This window comes from Dyadobacter sp. CY323 (assembly GCF_021390245.1).
GTDB lineage: Bacteria > Bacteroidota > Bacteroidia > Cytophagales > Spirosomataceae > Dyadobacter.
The window spans coordinates 71,143-95,766 of the sequence record NZ_JAJUXH010000011.1 but is presented as its reverse complement, the minus strand read 5'-3'; the positions used below and the strand labels follow the sequence as shown (position 1 = coordinate 95,766).

The window sequence follows — 24,624 nt, the reverse complement described above, 5'->3', positions numbered from 1 at the left end:
TATTATTTTGCCTGCAACTATTTCATTATTCTCCGATAAACTGATCCGGCTTTCTTTGCTTCTGATCCTTTGCTACGCCGGTTCTTCCTGTTCCCGGGAAAAGGATTTGCAGGAGTACCAGTTTGATTTGCTGACTTCCGAAAAAACGGGCATTGATTTCTCCAATACGTTGAAACCGACCAAAGATTTCAACATTTTCTACTACATGTATTTTTATAATGGGGGAGGTGTGGGAGCCGGGGATCTGAATAATGACGGATTGGTAGACCTTGTATTTTCGGCCAATCAGGAACCGAACAAGGTTTATCTGAATAAATCCGGAATGAAGTTCGAAGACATTACTGAAAAGTCACATTTCACGGGTGCAAAAGGCTGGTCAACCGGTATTTCGGTTGTGGATATCAATCAGGATGGGATGCTGGACATTTACATTAGTCAGGTTGGTAATTTCGACGCGATGAAAGGTCATAACCTGCTTTTTATTTGTCAGGAAATCACAAAAGACGGGATCCCGGTTTATGCTGAAAAATCGAAAGAATATGGTTTAGACCTGGTCGTTTTCGGTACGCAGGCGCTGTTTTTTGATTTTGACCTGGATGGTGATCTCGATATGTTCCAGCTCAATCACTCGGTGCACCAAAACGGTACTTTTGGCCGCAGATCGTTGTTCGACAATACGTTTCACCCGCTGGCAGGCGACAAGCTTTTCAGAAACGAGGCTGGTAAATACGAGGAAATCACGAAAACAGCGGGCATTCACAGTTCTGCAATTGGTTACGGATTGGGACTTGGAGTGGGCGACATCAATTTCGATGGCTACCCGGATATGTATATCGGAAATGACTTTCATGAAAATGATTACCTCTATATCAATCAAAAAAATGGCACATTCAGCGATCAGACGGATTCGTCGTTGATGCATACCAGCCAGTTTTCGATGGGTGTGGACATCGGCGATCTCAACAATGATATTTTCCCGGAAATCGTCTCGCTGGATATGTTGCCGTCGGATTATGAAATCCTCAAAAAATCGGAAGGGGAGGATGTTTACAGCATTTTTAAGTATAAGATCCGGCAAGGTTATAACTATCAGTTTGCCCGGAATAATCTTCAGTATAATAACGGGAATGGGACTTTTAGCGAGATCGGAATGTATTCGGGCGTGCACGCAACGGACTGGTCCTGGGCGGCGCTTTTTACCGATTTTGACAACGACGGTTTGAAGGATCTTTTCATTTCAAACGGCATCCCAAAAAGGATGAATGATACGGATTACATCAAGTTTGTGTCCGACGATGTGGTGCAGGAAAAGATCAAGAATAAGAATTTTGACGAAAACGATCCCGGCCTCGCAGATAAACTGCCGGAAATTAAACTACTCAACAAATTCTTCTCAAATCAGGGAGATCTGGCATTTAAAGATTTAAATGGAGGTATACATAATGATCAGGTTTCGTATTCAAATGGCTCGGTGTATGCGGATCTGGATAATGATGGCGATCTGGATATTGTGACAAATAATATCAATGAGAAAGCATTTGTATATGAAAACCTGAGTGAGAAAAAAGCTGCCAAAAGTGATTTTTCTAAACTCTATCTCAAAGGTGAAAAAGGGAATCTGAATGCAATCGGTACTAAATGCCTGGTTTTCAAAAAGGATAAGGTGCTGAGTTTTGAGAAATTTCCGGTCCGGGGTTTTCAGTCGAGTATGGAGATTCCGTTGCACCTAGGTTTGGGGCATAAGTCCGAGGTGGATTCAATGGTTGTAATCTGGCCGGACAATCGCTATCAGGTCCTGAAATCTTCGGAGCTAATAGATTCATTAGCATTAACATACACAGAAAATCTGCCTCTTTTTGATTACAATGCATTCAGGCAAAAACGGGAAGATAAAGGATATAAGTTTGAAGATATTGCTGCAAAACTGGGCTTGAATGTTCGCCACGAAGAGAATAATTTCATCGAATTCGACCGTAACTCGTTGATCCCGTTTGAAGTTACTGCCGACGGGCCGGCTCTCGCGATTGCGGATATTAACGGCGACGGACTGGAAGATGTGTTCGTAGGTTCTTCCAAGAAAATGCGGAATCACTTGTTTTTGCAAACGACGGCCGGAACGTTCCGGGAATCCATTCAACCGGCACTGGTTACAGACAGTACGTATGAGGAAATTGATGCGGAATGGGTGGATGTCAACAAAGATGGCTATCCGGACCTGGTGGTGGCGACGGGCGGAAATGAGTACAGCAACAACTCGGAGTACCAAATGCCGCGGATTTACCTCAACGATGGAAAAGGGAATCTGACTGCCAAAACGGATGCATTTTCAAACATTTATATGACTGCATCCTGCGTGGTACCTTTGGATTTTACCGGCGACGGCAATCCCGATCTTTTCATCGGCGGAAGAGCAGTTCCGCTCAATTATGGCGAAGTTCCGAAGTCTTATTTGTTGAAGAATGACGGGACGGGCAAGTTCACGGATGTGACGGAGCAATATGCAAAAGAAATCTCGTCGATTGGATATGTAAAAAGCGCGGAACTGACTGATCTGGATAGGGATGGCGACAATGATCTGTTGCTTGCATTGGAATGGGACGGCATTTGTATGTTGCAGAATAATGGGAAGTCGTTCACGAAAAAAATGCTGACCGATCAAAAAGGCTGGTGGAATTTTGCGATGCCTTATGATTTTGATGGCGACGGAGATCTCGATATTCTTGCCGGGAATCTCGGATTAAATAGCCGGCTGAAAGCAAATGCGGAGCAGCCGGTCAACATGTATATCAATGATTATGATGGGAATGGACGAAAAGAGCCACTGCTAACCTACTTTCTGAATGGGGAAGAAGTGCTTTTTCCAACCAAATTGGAAATGGAAAAACAGATTCCGGCGATCCGGAAGAGATACATTTATGCGACGCAATTTGCCCAAGCGAGTACCGCTGATATTGTTGGCGAAGATAAATTGAAGGATGCGCAAATACTGTCGGCGGACTATTTCCAAAACGCCATGCTGGTGAATGACGGCAAAGGTAATTTTAACCTGAAACCGCTCGGGTTCAAAGCACAATGGACTTCATTTTATGACGCGCAAATCATCGACGCAAATGGCGATAAGCTGCCTGACGTACTGATTATGGGCAATTTTTACAACTGTAACATTCAAATGGGAAGGTATGACGCGGATTTCGGTACAGTTCTGATCAATCAGGGAAACTGTAATTTCCTGCCGACTTCTATGAACGGATTGCAGGTAAAAGGCGAAGTGAAAAAGCTGAAAAAGATCAAGCTAAAAAGCGGCGAGGCCATTATCGCCGCCCGGAACGACGATAAGCTTGTCGTGATCAGCCGGCAGAAATAAGTTACAGTACGAAACTACATACTGTCCGTTTTCCCGCCATCCACGGGCAGATTTACTCCATTAATACTTCCGGCGGCGGGGCTGCAAAGAAACGCGACTGCGGCGCCGGTTTCATCAGCGGTTGTAAATCGCCTGATCGGAATGCTTTCTTTCATTTGCGCCGAAACTTCTTCGGGTGATTTGCCGGACATTTTGCTGCGCATATCCAGAACAGCATCCAGCCGGGACGTTTCGGTGAAGCCAGGCAGTACATTGTTACAGGTAATGCCATATTGCCCCAGTTCCAGCGACAGTGTTTTGGACCAGCTCGCCACAGCCCCGCGGATGGTATTTGAAACACCCAGATTAACGATCGGCTGCTTTACGGAAGTGCTGATGATGTTCACGATGCGGCCATATCCCGCTTTTTTCATGGATGGCACCACAGCCTGCGCAAGGATCTGATAGTTGATCACATGCATTTGAAAGGTTTTGAGAAACTGTTCGGTTTCCGCCTCGATAATAGGTCCGCCGCTCGGTCCGCCGGTGTTGTTGACGAGGATATGCACATCAGGGCAAAGCCGCAGGTAATTTTCGATCTCGTTTTTGACTTGCTGCGTGTCCGCAAAGTCGGCGACTACGTAGCGATGGAGCTGGCCGGCGGAAGTATCCAGTGTTTCCACTGCTTCGCGCAATTTTTCTTCATTTCGTGCCATTAGTGTGACGTTAGCCCCGAGCAATGCGAGTTCTACTGCGGATGCGAGGCCGATACCCTGCGTGCTGCCGCACACGAGGGCTGTTTTTCCGGTCAGGTTAAGGTTCATGAGTTTAACTTTTTATAATCAATGTAGGCTTATTATTTCGATATATCTTATTCAAACTTCGCTCATTTTTCGGCTATCTTTGCGATTTATTTTTCGGGGGTGACGCTAGTCGGGTGCCTAGCGGGCGTGCCGAGCAACGACTCCATTATCAATCCAAAGTCAAGATTCCAAATGTCTAAAAAAATCCAATCCGCGCTTATTTCAGTTTATTATAAGGACGGACTTGAACCACTGGTTCGCCTGTTGCACAATGAAGGTGTTAAACTTTATTCAACGGGCGGTACTCAGACTTTCATCGAAAATCTCAACATTCCGGTAACTGCTGCCGAAGAACTTACGGGTTACCCATCCATATTCGGTGGTCGCGTAAAAACCTTGCATCCTGCTATCATGGGCGGTATTTTGTACCGTCGCGATGATGAAGGCGATGTAGCCCAGGCTCAGCAATACAATATCCCTGCCATTGATATGGTGGTGGTTGATTTGTATCCTTTCGAGGAAACGGTTGCTTCAGGAGCCGGAGACGAAGATATTATTGAAAAAATAGACATTGGCGGTATTTCCCTGATCCGGGCCACTGCGAAGAATTTCAAGGATACATTCATTGTTTCGTCAAGAAGTCAATATGCCGAGGTAGTGGAATTGTTAACTGCAAAAGCGGGCGCCACAGACCTGGAAGACAGACGTTATTATGCGGGGCAGGCATTTTCCGTTTCTTCGCATTACGATGGCGCTATCAACCGGTTTTTTGCCGCAGGAAAGGAAAAAATGGAAAAAGATCTTTTCGATTTCACTGCGCTTGAATCACAAACGCTTCGTTATGGCGAAAATCCACATCAGAATGCGACTTACTACGGCGATCTGGAAGGTATTTTTGAAAAATTGCACGGAAAAGAATTGTCATATAACAACCTCGTGGACGTGGATGCGTGCGTAAACCTGATCGATGAGTTTGTCGGTGCCGACCCGACTTTCGCCATTATCAAACATACGAACGCGTGCGGGATCGCTACTGCGCCCACTGCAAAAGAAGCTTATGACAACGCATTGGCCTGTGATCCTGTTTCTGCTTTTGGCGGTGTGGTGATTACCAATGCAAAAGTGGATCTGGCCACGGCTGCTGAGCTGAATAAGCTTTTTATGGAAATTTTGATCGCTCCGGAATATGAGGAGGAAGCCTTACAGCTTTTGAAATCGAAGAAAAACCGGATCTTATTGAAACGCAATACAGTTGATCTTCCTCAAATCATGTTCAAAACGATCCTGAATGGCGTACTTGTTCAGGATAAGGATTTGTCAACAGAAGTTGCGTCCCAATTCACGACTGTGACCGAAAAAGCACCAACTGAAAGTGAGCTTACAGCATTGGAATTCGCATTGAAAGTTTGCAAACATACCAAGTCAAATACCATTGTACTGGCAAAAGAAAACCAGCTTCTGGCCAGTGGTACCGGACAGACTTCGCGCGTAGATGCATTGCGTCAGGCGATCGAGAAAGCAAATGCATTTGGTTTTGACCTGAAAGGCTCCGTAATGGCATCCGACGCATTTTTCCCCTTCCCCGATTGTGTAGAAATTGCCAAAGAAGCCGGCATCACAGCCGTAGTGCAGCCAGGAGGTTCCATTCGTGACAAAGATTCGATCGAATATTGCAATGCAAATGGCGTTTCGATGGTGACGACTGGCATTCGGCATTTTAAGCATTGATTTTTTAGGCCACGGATGCACGAATGTTCACGAAATCGAATCTGTGTGCATTCGTGCATCCGTGGCTATAACAGGCGTCCTATATTTTGAAAAACATCACCCCAGTCAAAAAGCAAATCTCCCAAACCGGGAGATTTCTTCTGATTGGGTTTTTTGTTTTAATAGCCAGCCTATTTTTCCTCTATCCCCAGATTTTCTATTGCGAGCTCGTCGCATTATCATCATTCCGATCTCCAAACGGGCAGGTATATTACAGTCCGGGGATCCCGAATGCGGGTCAGAATAAGATCAGAAAGACGATAGGCACCGCCGAAATGCGTGTGGATTCCTTTTATCAGGGTACAAAAGCGACTCCAACCTTCATCATTTGCAGCACTCAGGAACAGTACAAAAAATATTGCAGCAGTACGGAAGGTGCAGGATGTAGCATTGGTACCCCATGGGGAAGTTCGTATGTGATCCTGAATGCGCAGGGATTGAATGCGGATGTGATCAGTCACGAAATGAGCCACACCGAATTGCTGGCGAGACTAGGCTGGTGGAAAACGACGACTGAAATCCCGCAATGGTTCAACGAAGGCCTCGCATTGATGCTGGATCGCCGTTTTGTGAGCAACCGCGATCCGGTCGGCCGCTACCTGGACTACATGGACGAGTGGTCGTACTATACCGGCGGTGGCGAGCAGGTTCTCGAATTAAAAGATATTACATCGATCAAAGGATTTTTTAATGGCGGTCAGCGACATGTGATGCGGGCCTACATGTCGGCTGGAATGGAAGTTTCGTACTGGGCGGTGCTTTCGGGAAAAGAAGGGATAAACCAGCTGATTTCGGAAATGAAAACCGGCAAATCATTTGAAGAATCGTATCATAATTCAGAGCGTATCCGGGCGAGGCGATATTTTAAAAAACTGCCGACAAACCCGCTCCGCTTTCAGGATTCAAAGAAAATGGCCGAGTAAAACATCATCCCTATCTTCTTTCGGCTATATTTATGAACTACAACCTCCAAAAAACTGAAAGTAATCGCATTATAGCCAATCTGCTTTTGTACTATTTTCTGAAAATAATGTACCTTTCGATTTAAACAACAAACCTCATTCACTCATTTATTTCTAACTTGAAATGCAGCAGTTACAAACCCTGGATTACATTGTTTTCTTCTTCTATTTCATTCTCGTTTCCGGTTATGGCTATTGGATTTACCAGCGTAAAAGATCAAAAGTAGAATCTACAAAAGACTTTTTCCTGGCGGAAGGTTCACTCACCTGGTGGGCGATCGGGGCGTCGTTGATCGCTTCCAATATTTCTGCCGAGCAGTTTATCGGAATGTCGGGAAACGGGTTTTCAATGGGTTTGGGGATCTCGACCTATGAGTGGATGGCGGCCGCAACGCTCATAATCGTGGCGGTTTTTTTTATGCCTATTTATCTCAAGAACAAGATTTATACGATGCCCCAGTTTTTGAGTCAGCGTTATAATCCGACGGTGAGTCTGATCATGGCGGTTTTCTGGCTGGCACTATATATTTTGGTTAACCTTACTTCGATCCTTTATCTGGGAGCATTGGCGGTTTCAGGGATATCCGGCCTGGGTTTTCAGTTTTGTATGATCGCGCTCGCGGTTTTTGCCATCATCATTACCATTGGTGGAATGAAGGTGATTGGATTTACAGATGTCATCCAGGTTTTCTTCCTCGTGATCGGAGGTTTGGCTACCACTTATCTGGCAATCAATCTGGTATCCGACAGTGCCGGAATGCAGGGAATTGTGGATGGTTTTAAATTAATGCGGGACAATCACGACGATCACTTTCACATGATCTTTCCTAAAACCAGCCCATTTTACATGCAACTCCCCGGTTTGACGGTCTTGCTGGGAGGTATGTGGATTGTGAATCTTAACTATTGGGGCTGTAACCAATACATCACGCAACGTGCACTGGGAGCCGATCTGAAAACGGCGCGAAATGGGATCCTATTCGCCGCTTTTCTGAAACTTCTGATGCCGGTAATCGTGGTTTTGCCAGGTATCGCCGCATATGCATTGTACAGCAAAGGGATGTTCCAGGCGGAAATGCTGGGTGACGATGGCATGATCAATGCCGACAAAGCATATCCAGTGTTGTTAAACCTGCTTCCTGCCGGGTTGAAAGGTCTTTCATTTGCGGCACTCACAGCAGCGGTGGTAGCATCTCTGGCTGGTAAAGCAAACAGTATTTCGACCATTTTTACCCTCGATATTTTCAAAAATTACATTGGTAAAGACGCGGATGAAAAGACACTTGTACGGATTGGCCGGCTTGTAGTGGTTGTTTCAATGATCCTTGCGATTGTTGTTTCACCTTATATGGGGATCGATAAAAAAGGAGGGTTTCAGTTTATCCAGGAAATGACGGGCTTGCTTTCTCCGGGTATCTTCGCTTCATTTATCATGGGCTTCTTCTGGAAAAAAACCAACTCCGCAGGTGCGTTGTTCGCGATTGTGGGTGGTTTCCTGATCGCACTGGCGATGCATAACAACTATTTCCCATTCGCAGACTGGACGCAGGTGCCATTCCTGGATCGTATGGGAATTGTATTCCTGATCTGTGTGGCGGTAATGCTTGTATTAGGATTAGTTATGCCGGATGAAAAGAAAGGTCTGGAGATCGACTCATCCATGTTTATTCCTCATCGCACTTTTGTGATCGGTGCAGTGGTTGTGATTGCGATGATCACGTTTTTGTACGCGCATTTCTGGTAAGAATAAAAAAGGGTTAAAAAGGGCTCTATGGAGTGCTTTTTAACCCTTTTTTGTGTCTAATGCCGTTCTTTTATTAAGGTGCCCCGGGACGACGCAGGCCGCGTGCGATAATCAAAAAATATTTTTCTTATAGAGTGACTTTTGTTGAGGTGCGACGTCAAAAGTATAAACGCTATGTTTATGCAACTCTCTCATCTCGTCCGTATCCTGCGGTCACTCGTGCTTTTCAATTTTCTGTTTACATGGTTTTCTTGCTTCGGGCAGACTACTTACTTTCATCAAAATTTCAGCAAAACGACTTCGCTGATCAATCCGCAACCTGATACCAGCCAGTTCAGCCATATCATTCTGACCTCGCCGGTATTATCCTACCACAAGTTTCACAAAGGGTATATGGAGCTTGTGCGGACGCAGCAAGATTCTGCGTCGGGCGGGATCATCAGAATCCTGCGTGCCACCCCGTTTTTACCTAATCCCAAAACGCTCATTATCCGTATCAAACTGAGTGCGGAAGCGATACAATCCAACTCGGTCAATGCGATTTATTTATACGTCGGGGAAAACTTTGATCCGGTCAATAATTCGTTTCCGGGGAATGGGAACATGTTCGGCAGGTGTTCCATTAATTTTTTAGGGAATGCATTTAATGTCAAGGATTTAGAGAACCAGCTCGCAGGTGACTCCATTAAGCTCAAAAAAGTCGTCACACTTACCTGGGCGCTCAACAATTCAGACAAAGCATTCACTTATGACGTTTCAAATGGCACAACAGGCGAAACGGTGGAGCCCGGCAAGTACGACTTATGGATCGATGATAAACCCATAAATAAAGGAAGCAATGCATATCCGGGAAGCTCACCATACTCCGAAACAAAGCTTTCTAATTTCGAAATCAGGTTCCGAAATGGGCTGGGCAGGATCCGAATGTATGACATACTGATTACAGACGGTATTTCCGGGGAGGAATTATCCGGATCAATGGTCATGCCGAATCCTGTTACGATGAACTCATTTATTATTAACGACAAAAATATTGATCCGGCCACCCTGAAACTGGCTCACATCAGTGGAAAACAATTGCCATTCGAGTCCACATTGTTAGCCAATGATCGGGTCAAAATTGTTGTCCCGCAGACTTTGTCCCCGGGCATTTATCTCTTGTATTTCACCGACAGGTACAAAAAACGAAAATCAGTAAAGTTCTTAGTTCAGTAAAGCAAGGTATCGGAATGCCGATAAGTCAAATGTCATACCGATAAGTCGAAACCATTTCCCTGACACTGCTAATGGCAATAGTTTTGGGATTATTAACTTATAAAATTTTTAAAGACCATGAAGAAGTCACCCATGAAAAATGTAGCAAGTTATTTATTGTTTTTCTGCCTGATTGCAGGATTATTATCATGTAATAAAGACTCCGACGATCCAACTCCCGAAACTTCTGGCGGGGTGGAAGGATCCTGGAAAATCACCGCCATTCCGGTTGATCCCGCACAGAACGGGATTTCCGATCTGCTCGCATTCCTGGAAGCTGGTACAGGTGACAAATGCCTGTCAAGTACTGTCATTACATTTAAAGGCAATGGAACGATCGATGCAGTTGCACCGGCGGGTTGCACAGATTCAACTGAAGGCGTGCCCGATGATAACTCAACCTGGAAAGTGAATGGAAACAAAATTCAGCTGAAAGACGGGTCCGATATCAACGAGTTCGACCTTACAGTAAGCAAAACAGAGATGAGATGGTCTTACCAGGAAACAGAGGATAATGCGAACTATAAAGTGACATTTGTATTCAAAAGACAATAGTCTTTCGGAAGATTCTCCTGAAATTTTCAAAATTTCCAATCAAATAGCCGGGCTTTTGTCCGGCTATTTGCGTTATATTGCAATTATTTCCTAAAACCCAATAGTAAAAAATGACTACCCTTTCAGCACCTCGTTCGGATGCTTCCCACCTTTTTAGTGCACCAGTAATAGTCGCAGCGCTTGGTTACTTTGTTGACATTTATGATCTTCTCCTTTTCGGAATCGTGCGTTTGCCCAGTCTTGCATCACTTGGTTTATCGGACTCAGAAATTTCACTTACAGGTGCCAGTATCTTAAACTGGCAAATGACAGGATTGTTACTCGGCGGTATTTTATGGGGTGTTCTCGGCGATAAAAAAGGACGGTTATCCGTTTTATTCGGCTCGATCATCACTTATTCGCTGGCCAATATCGCCTGCGGTTTTGTGCAGGACGTTACTGTTTACAAGCTTTTACGTTTTATTGCCGGAATCGGTCTGGCCGGAGAGCTAGGTGCCGGGATTACCCTGGTCTCTGAGATTCTTCCAAAACACCTTCGGGCGATAGGAACCTCTCTCGTCGCTGGAATCGGCCTTTTGGGAGCCGTTGTCGCCTATTTTACCGTTGAGTATTTTGACTGGCGTTACGCGTATTTCATCGGCGGCGGTCTTGGGATTTCATTGTTGTTACTTCGTATCGGCGTCTTCGAATCAGGAATTTTTAAGGATATTAAAGATCAAAAAAGTGTAGAAAAAGGCAACTTTTTTGCATTATTTAATAATAAAGATCGTTTATCACGTTATCTGAAATGCATTGGGATTGGATTGCCTACCTGGTTTGTGATCGGCATATTGGCAACATTCAGCAACGAATTCGGACAAGCTTTGGGCATTGAGGAACAAGTCAAGCCGGGATTATCGATCATGTGGTGTTACGTCGGATTGTCAATTGGGGACCTGGCGAGCGGGTTTATCAGCCACTGGCTCGAATCCAGGAAAAAGGCTGTCTTTTACCTGATGATTTTTACGCTTGCGGCGAGTGTTATTTACTTATATGCAGGGATTAAAACCGCGGCGCATTTGTATGCGGTGGCAGCCATACTTGGATTTGGCATTGGATACTGGGCCATGTTCGTAACCATTGGTGCTGAGCAATTTGGAACAAATCTGAGAGCGACTGCGGCGACCACGGTACCCAATATGGTACGCGGAACAGTGGTGTTAATGACAACTTTATTTGCTAGTTTTAAAGATTCATTTTCGGTCGTTAATTCCGGCGCATTAGTGGGAGTAATTTGCTTTGCGATCGGACTTTTTTGCATACTCACCATCCCGGAAACACACGGCCGGGACCTGGATTTTCTGGAAGAATAATTCACAATCAAAATAAACATTAAATGGAAAGACGCGTAGCGCTGAAAAGCATGGCTTTGGCCATGGGCGCAATGGCGACCTTGCCGTCATGGGCATCGGGGTGGAGCAAAGGCAGTTTGCCGAAAGGTATTTTGCTTTCTGCAGACCAGTCAAAAAATCTGGCAGCGATGGTAGAAACCATTATTCCGAAGACTGATACGCCGGGAGCGGGAGAACTGGGAGTGAGCGATTTTGTCCAAAAAATGGTTAAGGATTGCTATGACAGCAAGGCTCAGGCAAATCTTGCGAGCGGCATTTCCAATCTGGACGAACAAAGCATTCAGAAATTTGGCAAATCGTTTGCGGATGCCGGAAAAGATCAGAGACTTTCGCTTTTAAAGGAAGCTGAAAAGAGCACGGACGCTGATCAAAAAGCGTTTTTCGGGTTGGTTAAAAACCTCACGATTCAGGGTTATATGTCGTCGGAATATGTGATGACCAACATTACTCATTATGAAATGATCCCTGCGCGCTACCACGGCTGCGTCCCGGTCTCTAAAAGCTAATGCATTTACATTACTATGGCGAATTTTAATATAGACAGTAGAAAAGCACGTACTTACGACGCCATTGTGATCGGCTCGGGAATAAGTGGCGGCTGGTCGGCAAAGGAGCTGACTGAGAAAGGATTGAAGACGCTTGTTCTTGAACGCGGCCGGGATGTTCAGCATATCAAAGATTACCCCACTACCAACATGATGCCGTGGGAATTTGAGCATCGCGAGCGGTTGCCGAAAGAAGTGACGGACGCAAATCCGATTGCGAGCAGGTGTTATAATTTTAAAGAATCGTCGGCGCACTTTTTCGTGAAGGATAATGAACATCCTTACGTGCAGGAAAAGCCTTTCGACTGGCTGCGGGGCTATCAGGTTGGGGGGAAATCGTTACTCTGGGCACGTCAGACGCAGCGTTGGAGCAAATACGATTTTGAAGGCCCGGCCCGTGATAAATTCGCAGTGGAGTGGCCGATCGGCTATGATGATATTGCTCCATGGTACAGCCACGTGGAGAAATTTGCAGGAATCACAGGAAACAAAGACGGACTGGATTCGCTTCCCGATGGAGAGTTTCTTGCGCCGCATGATATGAACTGCGTTGAAAAGTACTTCAAGGAACAAGTCGGGAAGCAGTATAAAGACCGTCACATTATCATTGGGAGAGCTGCACACATTACCGATCCGCAGCAGATACATCTGGACCAGGGACGTGCAAAGTGCCAGAACAGAACAATGTGCGAGCGGGGTTGCCCATTTGGCGGTTATTTTAGCAGCAATGCTTCTACCATTCCGTGGGCGATGAAAACCGGTAATTTGACATTACGTCCGCATTCGGTGGTACATTCCATTATTTACGATGACAAGAAGCAGAAAGCTTCCGGCGTCCGCGTGATCGATGCGAATACCAAACAAATGATTGAGTTTTATGCAGACATCATTTTTGTAAATGCGGCCGCATTGAATAGTAATCTGGTTTTACTCAATTCAACATCAAGCCGTTTTCCAAATGGCCTGGGCAATGATAGCGGCGTTTTAGGCAAGTATGTTGCTTTCCATAATTACCGGGCAAGCGTTTCGGGAGAATACGAAGGTTTTCTGGATTCTACAACGGACGGACGTCGTCCCAACAGCGGATATATTCCAAGGTTCCGAAATTTGTACAAGCAGGAAACAGACTTTTTGAGAGGATATGCGGCAGGGTTTGGTGCAAACCGGATGACCCATACCGACAGAAGTGACCTGGGGGAATCATTGAAAGCCAGCTTGCATAAACCTAAATACGGAAACTGGAGTGTCGGCTCCCATATGATGGGTGAGACGATACCTAAGGAGAGCAATTACGTTGCGCTCGACAAAGACCAGAAAGATGCCTGGGGAATCCCCATGCTCAAAATTTCCGTCGGTTACGACGATAATGACGAAAAAATGATCAAGGATTATGTGGAGCAGGTAAGTGAAATGTTTACAAATGCGGGTTTCAAAAATGTGAGATCGCATGATGGAAAACGTAATCCGGGGAATGACATTCACGAAATGGGCGGCGTTCGTATGGGTAAAGATCCTAAGACATCTATGCTCAACAACTGGAACCAACTGCACGCTTGCAAAAATGTATTCGTCACAGACGGTGCCGCAATGACTTCGACATCCACTCAAAATCCGTCGCTCACCTACATGGCACTTTCCGCGAGAGCGGTTGATTATGCTGTAAAGCAAATGAAGGCGAAGAATTTGTAGGGATAAATATCGTAAACAGTGCGAAAAGCCGAGCCGTCAGGTTTGGCTTTTCGCGTTTTGAAGGGTCTAGTAATTTCCCATTATTGTTCCCATTCGTCCCTCTGAAAGTCCGTGCGTAAAGCGTACAGTACCTATTTTTCTGCGATCTCCTGAAGATTAATTTTATCATTACTTATGTAGATGGTTTAGTAATTACCCATTACGACTCCCATTCTGCCCATTGAAAGATTATACATAAATCTGACCGTCACCAGATCTTCTCTTTTCTCAGATTTACTTCTCTTGATCCCGACAGTGAGACATGGAGTAATTGTAAGAAAGTGATATTCGAATGGCTTTTCATTTTCTCGTAGCGTTTCACCTTCCTTCATACCCTTTACAAGGATAAATGGTTTGTCGAACTGTTTCTCGATCACGAACCGAAGTGAATCGTAAGTTCGCGGGCCTTCTTTGAACTGAAAGATGTAGGAGTTCAAAGTCCGGGAATAGAGTGTTTGTTTCGGTTGACGTTCGTTGTAATAGTCGCCTCCTTCGAAATTCAACCCCAGGACCAATCTGGTTTGTAAATCGTTAATCTTATAATAAAAACCGGGCGGATGGTAGTCCAGATTGTGTTTTTCGACTGCTTTCTCAACAGTTGACGGAAATTGCCAAGTGCTGTTCAGAAATTCGAATGAAACCGGATCGCATTCGACCTCTGGATCTTTAAATATCCAACATGCAGTTAGTAGGAAAAGAGGGGCTAGGTATTTCATCAGTTTCCAGTTGTGGGATTGCCATTAATGTCATGTAGCAAGCCCTCATTATAAGCCATCCAGACCGCATTCAGTATTTCCTGTTTGTTACAATTGGCTGCAATAGAATGTCATGTCAAAGCTCCATGCTCAAATTGAACCTCTAAACGCTCATTTCGGCGTATTTCAAATCGTAGAGAATCATTGGCAAACACGCTCACGGGGAAGGCCAGGAGCGTTAGAAATACAAGAGTTTTCATGACTAATTCTGATGATGTTTAATACCAATCAAAATTCAGTCAAAGAGCTTCTTGTAAAAAGGTAGTTAACTCACCGAAAATAAGATGGTTAACTACCTTGTAAATGTGAGAGGGTTTGCTATGAGCGCCGTCGCGGCGGGTAGAGTATGGGAAACAAATCCCTCAGGGCGTCACGATGCTGTCTGGCGAACTGACCGAGCTTGTTACGGCCTTTCAGCATCAGCTTGTCGCCGATCCGGTATCGCATGTTGCTGATAGTCTGTATTTTACTATTGGTAATCGAAGCGATCTCTACATTTTCGCGGTCTTCGGATATCAGCAATAATACCTCCCACTCGCGGAAAGTTAGTTCGGACATCGGATGAGAAAGTAATGGGCTGGTTTGTTTGGATGGAAGTTGTTCAATCATTTGGTTTGGATTACATGTGAAACGCATTCATCAAATTTCACAGGACCATTGAGCAGAGTATAATTAGTAAGACAAATATAAACTCTGGCATACAAACTAAATTTATTAAGCGGTAGCTAACATTTTAACGGTAGCTTTGGGAAAACCTCCGGTATATCATTTAAGAAAGTTATTGTTTTTTTAAATCAAGACTAAGGGAATTCAAATGCAATAAAGTCTTTTAATTATTACATTAAAATCAAGACTCAATGCACGATCCTTTGCTTAACCAGGAAACAAAGCGCTCGAATCCATTTGTGTCACCGGTACACGAAGGGAAGAGCGGGCCATCTGAAATTGATTCTGCCAGTTTTCTCAAAACAACATTTCAGGAAAATCCTTCGAAAGGGTTAGAGCTGCTTTTTAAACGCTATTATAACCCATTATGCAGCCATGCAGTACGATTTGTTTATTCCAAGCAAATCGCGGAAGACCTGGTAAGTGAAGTCTTTTTTCAGTTCTACCGGACCCGGGCATACGAGAATATCACGTCTTCCTACACCAGCTATTTATTCCGGTCGGTGCGGAATGAATGCTACACGTATATGAAAAGAGAGTTCGGGAAAATGGATACGCTGGAAGTCTCGGAAGAGAATACATTTTCAACTTACCATCAGCAGCCGGATGCTGAAATCCATTATAACAACCTCTTTATCAAAGTAAATGAAGTGATCGCCCGCCTGCCGACACAATGCCAGAAGGTGTTCCTGCTGAGCCGGTTTGAAAACAAGAAATACCACGAAATAGCGGATGAGCTGCATATATCCCCTAAAACCGTGGAAGTACACATATCGAAAGCGCTGAAACACCTGCGTTCTGCACTTCACGGCGAATGGATGATCTCATTCGGTCTGACGGTTCTCAGCCTTATATAATGCCCTCCAAATTTTGACAAAAGCCTCTGATATTCCGAACATAAATTGAGATGAAAACAACTATATCGAAATACACCCTTTTCGAGTACCTGGCTGGTCGGGCCACGCCTCTGGAAAGACAGTTGATCGAAGACTGGATCGAAAACAAGGAAAATGCGGAAACGTTTCATCAATGGCTGATGGAATTTGAGATCAAAAGCCCGCAGTTCGTCCCGGACCAGGAAGCCGCGATCATGCATCTCATGCGCCGTCTTGATTCTGATTTTAACCCTACCGCAAAACCAGATGTTGCCGAAGCAGGCCCGAAAGCTTCATTTTTTACAGGAAATCGTTTTTGGCTGATCGCCGCTTCCGTTGCATTGCTGGTGAGCAGCGGCTGGTGGTTTCGGGATGCATTGCAATACAAATCTTACCAGACCGCGTACGGACAAACGACCAACATTTACCTGGAAGATGGAAGTAAAGTCGCATTGAATTCGAATTCAAAGCTCAAAATCCCGAGAATCGGTTTCAGTGGCAACGTCCGTGAAGTTCTGCTGGAAGGTGAAGCCGAGTTTTCTGTGAGCCATACCATTGATGATAAGCGATTTGTAGTAAAAACATCGGACGCGTTCCAGGTGGAGGTTTTGGGTACTACTTTCTCTGTTTTTGCGCGGCCACGCGGTACCAAAGTCGCATTGACGTCGGGCAGCGTACGGATCGGATATTCGAAAGACAACCTCAGGAAAGAAGTCATGATGGAGCCCGGAGATCTGGCTTTTTTAGATCAGGCGGGCGATGTTCAACTAGAGAAAAAGCAGGATGTCAAAACATTCGCGACGTGGAAGGAGCAGCGTTACATGTTTAATGCAACCTCGGTACGTGAGATCCTCGCGATGATCGAAGAGAATTTCGGGCAGAAGGTAACGCTTTCGGATTCCAACATTGCATCACGGACCATCACCGGAAATTTTAAAACAAAAAATGCAAATGAATTGATCAGGACGATCTCCGAAGTACTCGATATGAAAGTCGGGCAAAATGGTAATACTATCTATTTAACTAATGACTAATATCCTTAACCACTTCACTATGAATATAACGCTATCCGCTAAGCAATGGGTGGGAGCAGGGCTTGTACTTCTTGCACAACAGCCTCAAATCGCCCAATCTCAGGTTATTGCATTTGCGTCTCTACCAAGTCAGCACGCTTCCTTCAGACAGGAAATGAAGCTGAAAAATGTTCTCCTCGATCTGCAGAGGCATTATGGGGTAGAAATTGTTTTCGAAGACCGATTGGTTGGTTCTGTGAATGTAACTTCCACCGCACTCAATCTGAATGATTCGATTGAGAAAAACCTGGACATTATTCTTGCACAGAACGGTTTGAAATATAAAAAGACGAGGAAGAATACGTACGTCATTGTGGAAGGGAAAGTGAAAGAACAGGCACCGGCAAAGGAAGACCCCAAGGATTCGGCCGCATTACAAGATCAAACCGTTACTCCTGAAAACACATCGGAACCTGCGGTTTCACAACAAATGGTGGACAGAACTATAAAAGGTAAGGTTTCGGACGAATCGGGAATGGGGTTACCAGGCGTGAGCATCGTAGTGAAAGGCACCCAGCGCGGAACCTCGACAGGTGCAGGAGGAGACTTCACACTGGATGTGCCCGACGGGGGACAGCATGTACTGGTTTTAAGTTTTGTGGGGTATAAATCCCAGGAAGTGAGCGTCGGTAACCAGTCGGAGATTTCCGTAAATATGGCACCCGATGAGAATGCATTAGACGAGATCGTGGTGGTAGGATATGGAACTGTAAAGAAGTCTGACCTTACCGGGGCAGTCGGGACCATTAAAGGCGAAGTGTTGCAGGAACGTCCGGCATCGTCATTGAATCAGGGACTTTCGGGCCGCATCGCGGGTGTGAACGTATCTTCCAATTCGGGCCGGCCGGGTGGTCGGGCAAATATCCGAATCCGTGGAGCGAGCTCGATCAGTGTCTCAAATAACCCGCTTTATGTTATTGATGGGGTAATATTAAATGCCGTTGACCTTGGAAATGGCAGTACGCCCATTGATTATCTCAACCCGAATGACATTGCGTCCATTGAAGTTTTGAAAGATGCATCATCGACCGCAATCTATGGCGCCCGCGGAGCGAACGGGGTTATTTTAGTAACCACCAAACGCGGAACATCGGGAGGCGGGAAGATTACATATGATACCGATTTCAGTATCGGAGTTGCTCCAAGGAAGCTGCCGGTTTTAAATTCAAAAGAGTTTTTGGCAGTAGAAGAGCAGCTTTATGCAAATGCAGCCAAATATGATTCTGTCGGCTGGGAGACCGGTACAAAATATACGGACCCCAAACTAAAACGTACCAACCCTTTACTTTTTGATTCAAATGGTAACCCATTGTATGATACCGACTGGCAGAAGGAAGCATTTCAAAAAGCATTGACTCAAAATCATCAGCTAGGATTTACAGGTGGAAACGATAAAGGAAGTTACGGGGCTTTTTTGAACTACCGTAATGAAAATGGAATTGTCAAAGATTCGTGGCAAAAAAGGTTTGCGGGCCGTTTTGTATTTGACAGTCAGATTAAAAGCTGGCTCAAAGTAGGTGGTACGCTGGGTTATACGGACCAAAACGAAAAGCAGATCGATCAGCTCGGGGGCGGCGGTATTACTACAATGCGCCAGGTTTTGGAAGCATTACCTATTATTCCCGTGAAATATCCCGACGGAAGATGGGCCAGCAACCGGGACTATCCGGGAATGGAAGGTGGCGATAGTCCGCTCCGCGTCGCAGCGGAAAGACTTTTTTACATGAGAACACAAACCATGCTTGGCAATATGTTTGCCACCATCCGGCTGGCGGACGGTCTTGATCTCAGGTCGACGGTGGGAACAAATGTCATTAATCAGCGGGAGGATTACTTTGCCGCAGCCGGTCTTCAATACATTTCAAACAATGGCGATGCTTCGGTCACCAGCCGGCGGTTTAATTCCTGGCAGTTTGAAAATTACCTGACCTACTTTAAAGATTTTGGTAAAATTCACTCCATTAATGCGATGCTGGGTTTATCGTGGCAGCATGTGGACCGTTTTGAGAACCTGGCCAGAAGTCAGAATTTCACAGACACCTATTTTCAGTTCAACAACCTTGGCGCCGGCGCAACTGCACTTGCACCTACGTCGGGCGCATCGGCGTATGGGCTGAACTCCTATTTCGCGAGGCTGAACTACGGACTGATGGACAAATACCTGGTGACTTTTACGGGGCGTATCGATGGTTCGTCGAAGTTTGGGGAAGCAAACAGGTATGCATTTTTCCCGTCGGCGGCACTTGCATGGAGAGTTTCGGAAGAAGAATTTCTAAAAAGTGTTCCTGCTGTTTCAAACCTGAAAATCAGGGCGAGTTATGGTGCAACAGGTAACTCCGAAATCCCGGCTTATCGTGCATTGGCCGGTTTGCAAAGCTACGACGTGATCTTTGACGGCACCCGCAATATAGGGATCGGTGTCAACCGGATGTCGAATGAGAACCTGCAATGGGAAAAAACACAGCAGGTGGATTTTGGGGTAGAGCTCGGTTTGTTTTCAAACAGACTAAGCTTTGAACTCGATCTGTACAGAAGAAAAGTGAATAAGATGCTGCTGGATGCGCCGCTTCCCCTGAGCAGCGGATACGGGAGCATTTTTACCAATGTCGGAAGTATGGAGAACAAAGGAGTTGAGTTTGCGCTGAATTCAACGAACATCAAAGCAGGCGATTTTACATGGAGTACAACCTTTAATATTTCAGTAAATAAAAATAAGGTACTGGCACTTTCAGGAGGCAGCGACATTTTCTCCGGAAATACGATCGTGCGGGTCGGCAAGCCGGTAGGGTCGTTTTTCGGACGGGTGCACCAGGGTACCTGGTCTACGGCCGAGGCAGAGCAGGCGGCCAAGTACAATGCACTGCCGGGTGATGTCAAATACCAGGATCTCAATAACGATGGGACAATCAACGATAATGACCGGGCAATTATCGGAAAAGGTATTCCGGATGGTTTCGGGACGTTTTTGAATACATTCCAATACAAATCGTGGTCACTGACAGTCGACTTGCAATACATGTATGGAAATGATGTGCTAGACAGAAGTATCCATTCCGCCGAAGACAGACAAGGCATTGCAAATAGCTATAAAACGGTACTGAATGCCTGGACGGAAACCAATCAGAATACGCCGATCGCGCAGGTTCGGCCGATCAATGCCGGTTATGACACGAACAATGATAGTCATAAAGTAACGGATGCTTCTTTCATCCGCGGTCGGAACTTGTTGCTTGCCTATTCATTCCCGGCGACTGTGGTCTCTAAAATCAAACTTGACCGATTGAGGATTTATGGATCGGTGCAAAACTTCTTCGTGACAACTAAATACAAAGGCTACGACCCGGAAGTTTCCAATTCAGGATCTCCATTTGACCAGGGTTTTGGATTATATGATTATCCTAAACCAAGGGTATTTATGCTCGGCTTGAACATCGGTTTATAATATTCCAACTGACTTTTTATCTCAAGTAAAATGAATAAAATATCAAAAAAGATAGGCCTGCTCACCACTCTGATGAGCATATTCTGGGCAACAGGTTGCAGTGATTTTCTCGAGGAATCGGATCCCAGCAATTTCACGGTGGAAAATTATTTCACCCAGCCGGCTCACGGCAGAAGTTCTGTTAATGCAATTTATGCGCCGCTGCGCGATCCGCTGAGCAGTGGATTTGGCGGCGGGCCGTGGATGATGACCGAATTTGCTACCGGACTTGCCGCTACCGATTTGGGGCAGGCGGTAAACAGCTATTTTATAAAAGATTTAAGGAATACCTCGGATAACGGATACGGGCAGACTTACTGGACATCCTATTACCGGGGCATTTCAAATGCAAATCTTTCCATTGCCAAAATACCGGGTATTCCTGCCATTGATCCGGTAGAAGTGAAAAAACTGCTTGGCGAGGCGTATTTTCTGCGAGCGTTTTATTACTTCAATCTGGTCCGGATGTTCGGGAGCGTGCCTTTGGTAACGGAGCCTGTTAATCTTACATCTGAACAATTAAAGCCCAATCAGGCGACGCCGGAAGAAGTTTACAATCTCATTGTCGCCGACCTTACCACCGCTGAGGCATCCGGACTTCCGTGGACAGACGCGTCGGGCAAGGTGAGCCTAGGTGCTGTAAAATCGCTTTTGTCTCAGGTATACCTGACCATGGCGGGATTTCCCTTGCAAAAAGGGGCATCCCATTATGATCTGGCTGCAAAAAAGGCAGCCGAGGTTATTGATTCAAAGCAGTTCAAGCTCTTTTCTTCTTACAATGATTTTCATGATCCGGGTAAAAAGAATATAGAGGAAAATATCTTTATGATCCAGTTCAGGACACAGATCCTGCCTTCTAACTGGCAGGTATCCATTATTCCTTATAACAAGAATATTTCTCAGTATTCCGATGAAACAGGCGGGATTTATGCGACTGGTGATTTTATAAAATCGTATGATCCGGCTGATCTGCGTATTAAGGAAAAGCAGTTCTTTTTTACAAAATTCACAAATGAGACGGATCGTACCAAGGAAGTGGATTTAGGCGGCTACTTCATTTACAAACATTTTGATTTAACTGCACAAACCAGTTCGGCCAACAGTGATCTCAACTGGCCCGTAATTCGATATGCCGATGTATTGCTTACTTACGCCGAAGCAGCGAACGAAGTAGGCGGGCCAACCCCCAAAGTGCTGGAAGCCGTGAATGCGATCCGGGCGAGAGCGACGTTACCTGCATTGGCGGGTTTGACAAAAGACGCATTACGCGAGGCGATCTGGCGGGAACGCTGGTACGAGCTATGTTTTGAAAACATTACCTGGTTTGATATGGCGAGGTTGCGTAAAGCATTTAATGTGACTACCAAAAAGTTCGATAATTACGTCGGTCACCGATTTTCGTATGGTCCGACTCTGACTGACAGAGAGCTGCTGTTTCCAATCCCTACACCTGAAATGCGGAACAATACGAATTTGAGGCAAAACGCAGGGTATTAATGGATTATTAAATCCGCTCATTTTTTCTTGGGAAAATGGTTGGAGGTCGCTGATGATAAATCGGCGACCTCCATTTTTGCCTTTACTAACGTCGCTGGCACCAGTTTTTTACGCGTTCGGCAATCAACAAACGAACAGATTATGAAAAGGAAAATGAAAGTAATTTTTGCAGGCACCGCGATTGCAATGGGAGCGCTGCTTGCGGCTTGCAATTCGGGAGCTGAAAAAGAGGGGAAAGATCTGGCCCAGGCTGAAGAAAAGGCTTTGGAGGCTGTGGATGAGGCAAGGTCCGAAATTGCCGCCCCCTCCGATACCACGAAAGTCGCAGATGCAAAAGAGGAGTTATTGGAAGTAAATCAGGAACTGAATGAAAAGCAGAGCAAGTATCTTGAGTCACTAAAAAAGCAGGAAGTGAAGCTGCAGGAAAACATTACAAAAGTGGATGAAAAACTCCGGTCTGCGGATGGTAATTCGAAGAAACGGCTGACAGAAAAGAAAGATAAGCTGACAAAAGAACGGGACATGCTGCAGGCAAACATGCTCGAACTGACAAAGCCAATGGAAGATAAAAGGCTCGCAACCGTGCAAAAAGAAGTTCAGGAGCGCATAGTTGCGATTGAAAAGGTATTAAGTGAAAAATAATCACTGCAACGTTTAAATGAAAATGGCCGACGTAACCGGCCATTTTCATGTTATATCCTGTTCAGATCAGATAAAGCGATTGATCAGATTTTCCAGATATTCTTGTCTGCCCGATAGTGTAGCAGGTTCGCCTTTGCCGGCTGCCAGTTCAAACAGATCTTCCAGTTTCAGAGATCCTTTTTCAAATTCAGCGCCTTTGCCGCTGTCAAAGCTTGAATAACGATCGGTGCGGATTTTATCATATTCACCATTTGTGATGATTTTGTCCGCGACGATCAATGCTCTTGCAACGGTGTCGATTCCGCCGATATGGGCATGAAATACATCCTCCATATCGGTTGAGTTGCGGCGACGTTTTGCATCAAAGTTGATACCTCCGCCTTGTAGTCCGCCAGCCTTAAGAATAACCAAAAGCGCTTTTGTCCACTCTGCAATGTCATTCGGGAATTGGTCCGTATCCCAGCCATTCTGATAGTCCCCGCGGTTTGCGTCGATGGATCCCAGAATGCCTGCGTCAGCTGCAACCTGTAATTCATGCTCGAATGTATGTCCGGCCAATGTTGCGTGGTTTACTTCCAGGTTCAATGCAAAATCATTCAAAAGATCGTGCTGGCGAAGAAAACCGATTACGGTTGCCGCGTCGTAATCATATTGGTGTTTGGTAGGCTCGCAAGGTTTTGGCTCAATAAAGAATTTACCTTTGAAACCATTTGCACGTGCATAAGCAACGGACATTTTCAGCATTTGCGCGAAATGCTCCTGTTCACGTTTCATGTCCGTATTCAACAAGGTCATATACCCTTCACGTCCACCCCAGAACACATAATTCTCGCCACCTAATGCGATCGTCGCGTCCAGTGCCATTTTTACCTGGGCACCTGCATGGGTAACCACATCAAAATCCGGGTTTGTCGAAGCCCCGTTCATGTATCGGTGATGGCCGAACAGGTTCGCAGTTCCCCAAAGCAATTTTACACCGGATGCTTTTTGTTTTTCACCCAAATAAGCCGTCAGAGCCTGCAGACGTTTTTCGTTTGTCCGGACATCGTCCGCGTAATCCACCACATCTACATCGTGAAAGCAATAGTAGGGTGCGCCCAGCTTTGTGATGAGTTCAAATGCAGCATCGGCTTTGTCTTTTGCCCGGTCTACGGCATCCGCCTTTTTGTCCCAAGGATAAAAAAGAGTCGGTCCGCCAAATGGATCAAGGCCTGAGCCACAGAATGTATGCCAGTAAGCTATCGCAAACCGGAGGTGGTCTTTCATACTCTTGCCACCTACAATTCTGTTCTCGTCATACCAGCGATAAGCCAGGGGATTGTCTGTTTCAGGGCCTTCATATGCAATTTTCCCGACTCCTTTGAAATATTCTTGTTCTCCAAGTAAAATGCTCATTGTGTTTTTATTAAATCGTTTGGTAATAATTGAAGATGTGGTAGTAAGAATAATATTAAGTGTACCATTGACATTTCATGGTGCAATACTATTACTTTTTTTCGAAAAATTTGCAGTCTAACCAAAAAGAGGAGCAGAAATGTTTTCT

At 45.3% G+C, this 24,624-nt stretch carries 18 protein-coding genes; 14 read left to right on the top strand and 4 right to left on the bottom strand.

Translation table 11 applies throughout. The annotated features are described in order from the left end of the window. Positions 1-7 precede the first annotated feature (7 nt). Positions 8-3,364: a VCBS repeat-containing protein gene (locus LZG72_RS17145; RefSeq protein WP_233875277.1), complete on the top strand. Its 3,357-nt coding sequence runs from the start codon at positions 8-10 to the stop codon at positions 3,362-3,364. Between the two features lie 14 nt (positions 3,365-3,378). Here LZG72_RS17145 and LZG72_RS17140 read toward each other — a convergent pair whose 3' ends face one another. Next, positions 3,379-4,167: an SDR family oxidoreductase gene (locus tag LZG72_RS17140; protein ID WP_233875273.1), complete on the bottom strand. Its 789-nt coding sequence runs from the start codon at positions 4,165-4,167 to the stop codon at positions 3,379-3,381. Positions 4,168-4,338: 171 nt separating this feature from the next. On the opposite strand from LZG72_RS17140, the gene purH reads away from it, so the two are divergent. The 8 genes from purH (at position 4,339) to LZG72_RS17100 (ending at position 14,053) form a co-directional block, all read left to right on the top strand. Next, on the top strand, positions 4,339-5,874 hold the full coding sequence (gene purH / locus LZG72_RS17135; RefSeq protein ID WP_233875271.1) for a bifunctional phosphoribosylaminoimidazolecarboxamide formyltransferase/IMP cyclohydrolase: 1,536 nt from the start codon (positions 4,339-4,341) through the stop codon (positions 5,872-5,874). An 86-nt stretch (positions 5,875-5,960) separates the two neighbouring features. After that, entirely contained in the window at positions 5,961-6,836 is an 876-nt protein-coding gene (locus LZG72_RS17130; protein WP_233875268.1) for a hypothetical protein, read from the top strand. Positions 6,837-6,999: 163 nt separating this feature from the next. Further along, positions 7,000-8,619, top strand: coding sequence for a sodium/sugar symporter (locus LZG72_RS17125; RefSeq protein ID WP_233875266.1), 1,620 nt, complete (start codon positions 7,000-7,002; stop codon positions 8,617-8,619). 180 nt (positions 8,620-8,799) lie between these two features. Then, positions 8,800-9,834, top strand: coding sequence for a T9SS type A sorting domain-containing protein (locus LZG72_RS17120; protein WP_233875265.1), 1,035 nt, complete (start codon positions 8,800-8,802; stop codon positions 9,832-9,834). Between the two features lie 117 nt (positions 9,835-9,951). Continuing rightward, positions 9,952-10,428, top strand: coding sequence for a lipocalin family protein (locus LZG72_RS17115; protein WP_233875264.1), 477 nt, complete (start codon positions 9,952-9,954; stop codon positions 10,426-10,428). Positions 10,429-10,538: 110 nt separating this feature from the next. Continuing rightward, the gene (locus LZG72_RS17110; RefSeq protein WP_233875263.1) at positions 10,539-11,780 is read left to right on the top strand and encodes an MFS transporter; all 1,242 of its coding nucleotides are present in this window, start codon (positions 10,539-10,541) and stop codon (positions 11,778-11,780) included. 23 nt (positions 11,781-11,803) lie between these two features. Further along, positions 11,804-12,325: a gluconate 2-dehydrogenase subunit 3 family protein gene (locus LZG72_RS17105; RefSeq protein WP_233875262.1), complete on the top strand. Its 522-nt coding sequence runs from the start codon at positions 11,804-11,806 to the stop codon at positions 12,323-12,325. 15 nt (positions 12,326-12,340) lie between these two features. After that, a complete protein-coding gene (locus LZG72_RS17100; RefSeq protein ID WP_233875261.1) occupies positions 12,341-14,053 on the top strand; it encodes a GMC oxidoreductase in 1,713 nt (570 codons plus the stop codon). A gap of 185 nt (positions 14,054-14,238) precedes the next feature. Here LZG72_RS17100 and LZG72_RS17095 read toward each other — a convergent pair whose 3' ends face one another. Both LZG72_RS17095 and LZG72_RS17090 read right to left on the bottom strand, forming a co-directional pair. Next, positions 14,239-14,808, bottom strand: a complete 570-nt coding sequence (locus tag LZG72_RS17095; RefSeq protein ID WP_233875260.1) for a hypothetical protein — start codon at positions 14,806-14,808, stop codon at positions 14,239-14,241. Between the two features lie 357 nt (positions 14,809-15,165). After that, on the bottom strand, positions 15,166-15,456 hold the full coding sequence (locus LZG72_RS17090) for a LuxR C-terminal-related transcriptional regulator (protein ID WP_233875259.1): 291 nt from the start codon (positions 15,454-15,456) through the stop codon (positions 15,166-15,168). A gap of 248 nt (positions 15,457-15,704) precedes the next feature. Here LZG72_RS17090 and LZG72_RS17085 point away from each other — a divergent pair, with 248 nt between their 5' ends. The 5 genes from LZG72_RS17085 to LZG72_RS17065 all read left to right on the top strand — a co-directional run bounded on the left by LZG72_RS17085 (position 15,705) and on the right by LZG72_RS17065 (position 23,081). Continuing rightward, positions 15,705-16,370 (top strand): RNA polymerase sigma-70 factor, encoded by a 666-nt coding sequence (locus LZG72_RS17085; protein ID WP_233875257.1) that lies wholly within the window; start codon positions 15,705-15,707, stop codon positions 16,368-16,370. Positions 16,371-16,420: 50 nt separating this feature from the next. After that, positions 16,421-17,422, top strand: coding sequence for a FecR family protein (locus LZG72_RS17080; RefSeq protein WP_233875255.1), 1,002 nt, complete (start codon positions 16,421-16,423; stop codon positions 17,420-17,422). Between the two features lie 19 nt (positions 17,423-17,441). After that, complete coding sequence (locus LZG72_RS17075) at positions 17,442-20,903, top strand: SusC/RagA family TonB-linked outer membrane protein (protein WP_233875253.1); 3,462 nt, start codon at positions 17,442-17,444, stop codon at positions 20,901-20,903. A 30-nt stretch (positions 20,904-20,933) separates the two neighbouring features. After that, positions 20,934-22,439, top strand: a complete 1,506-nt coding sequence (locus LZG72_RS17070) for a RagB/SusD family nutrient uptake outer membrane protein (protein ID WP_233875251.1) — start codon at positions 20,934-20,936, stop codon at positions 22,437-22,439. Positions 22,440-22,580: 141 nt separating this feature from the next. After that, positions 22,581-23,081, top strand: coding sequence for a hypothetical protein (locus LZG72_RS17065; protein ID WP_233875250.1), 501 nt, complete (start codon positions 22,581-22,583; stop codon positions 23,079-23,081). A 66-nt stretch (positions 23,082-23,147) separates the two neighbouring features. Here the strand turns inward: LZG72_RS17065 and xylA are convergent, their stop codons facing one another. Beyond that, positions 23,148-24,476, bottom strand: coding sequence for a xylose isomerase (gene xylA / locus LZG72_RS17060; RefSeq protein ID WP_233875249.1), 1,329 nt, complete (start codon positions 24,474-24,476; stop codon positions 23,148-23,150). Between the last annotated feature and the right edge of the window lie 148 nt (positions 24,477-24,624).

Excerpts from the sequence above, each read along its gene's own strand:
- LZG72_RS17120 (WP_233875265.1), top strand. The coding sequence starts at position 8,800 with ATGCAACTCTCTCATCTCGTCCGTATCCTGCGGTCACTCGTGCTTTTC.
- LZG72_RS17110 (WP_233875263.1), top strand. The coding sequence starts at position 10,539 with ATGACTACCCTTTCAGCACCTCGTTCGGATGCTTCCCACCTTTTTAGT.
- LZG72_RS17080 (WP_233875255.1), top strand. The coding sequence starts at position 16,421 with ATGAAAACAACTATATCGAAATACACCCTTTTCGAGTACCTGGCTGGT.
- LZG72_RS17070 (WP_233875251.1), top strand. The coding sequence starts at position 20,934 with ATGAATAAAATATCAAAAAAGATAGGCCTGCTCACCACTCTGATGAGC.
- purH (WP_233875271.1), top strand. The coding sequence starts at position 4,339 with ATGTCTAAAAAAATCCAATCCGCGCTTATTTCAGTTTATTATAAGGAC.
- LZG72_RS17140 (WP_233875273.1), bottom strand. The coding sequence starts at position 4,167 with ATGAACCTTAACCTGACCGGAAAAACAGCCCTCGTGTGCGGCAGCACG.
- LZG72_RS17105 (WP_233875262.1), top strand. The coding sequence starts at position 11,804 with ATGGAAAGACGCGTAGCGCTGAAAAGCATGGCTTTGGCCATGGGCGCA.
- LZG72_RS17095 (WP_233875260.1), bottom strand. The coding sequence starts at position 14,808 with ATGAAATACCTAGCCCCTCTTTTCCTACTAACTGCATGTTGGATATTT.
- xylA (WP_233875249.1), bottom strand. The coding sequence starts at position 24,476 with ATGAGCATTTTACTTGGAGAACAAGAATATTTCAAAGGAGTCGGGAAA.
- LZG72_RS17085 (WP_233875257.1), top strand. The coding sequence starts at position 15,705 with ATGCACGATCCTTTGCTTAACCAGGAAACAAAGCGCTCGAATCCATTT.
- LZG72_RS17090 (WP_233875259.1), bottom strand. The coding sequence starts at position 15,456 with ATGATTGAACAACTTCCATCCAAACAAACCAGCCCATTACTTTCTCAT.
- LZG72_RS17065 (WP_233875250.1), top strand. The coding sequence starts at position 22,581 with ATGAAAAGGAAAATGAAAGTAATTTTTGCAGGCACCGCGATTGCAATG.
- LZG72_RS17125 (WP_233875266.1), top strand. The coding sequence starts at position 7,000 with ATGCAGCAGTTACAAACCCTGGATTACATTGTTTTCTTCTTCTATTTC.
- LZG72_RS17115 (WP_233875264.1), top strand. The coding sequence starts at position 9,952 with ATGAAGAAGTCACCCATGAAAAATGTAGCAAGTTATTTATTGTTTTTC.
- LZG72_RS17100 (WP_233875261.1), top strand. The coding sequence starts at position 12,341 with ATGGCGAATTTTAATATAGACAGTAGAAAAGCACGTACTTACGACGCC.
- LZG72_RS17075 (WP_233875253.1), top strand. The coding sequence starts at position 17,442 with ATGAATATAACGCTATCCGCTAAGCAATGGGTGGGAGCAGGGCTTGTA.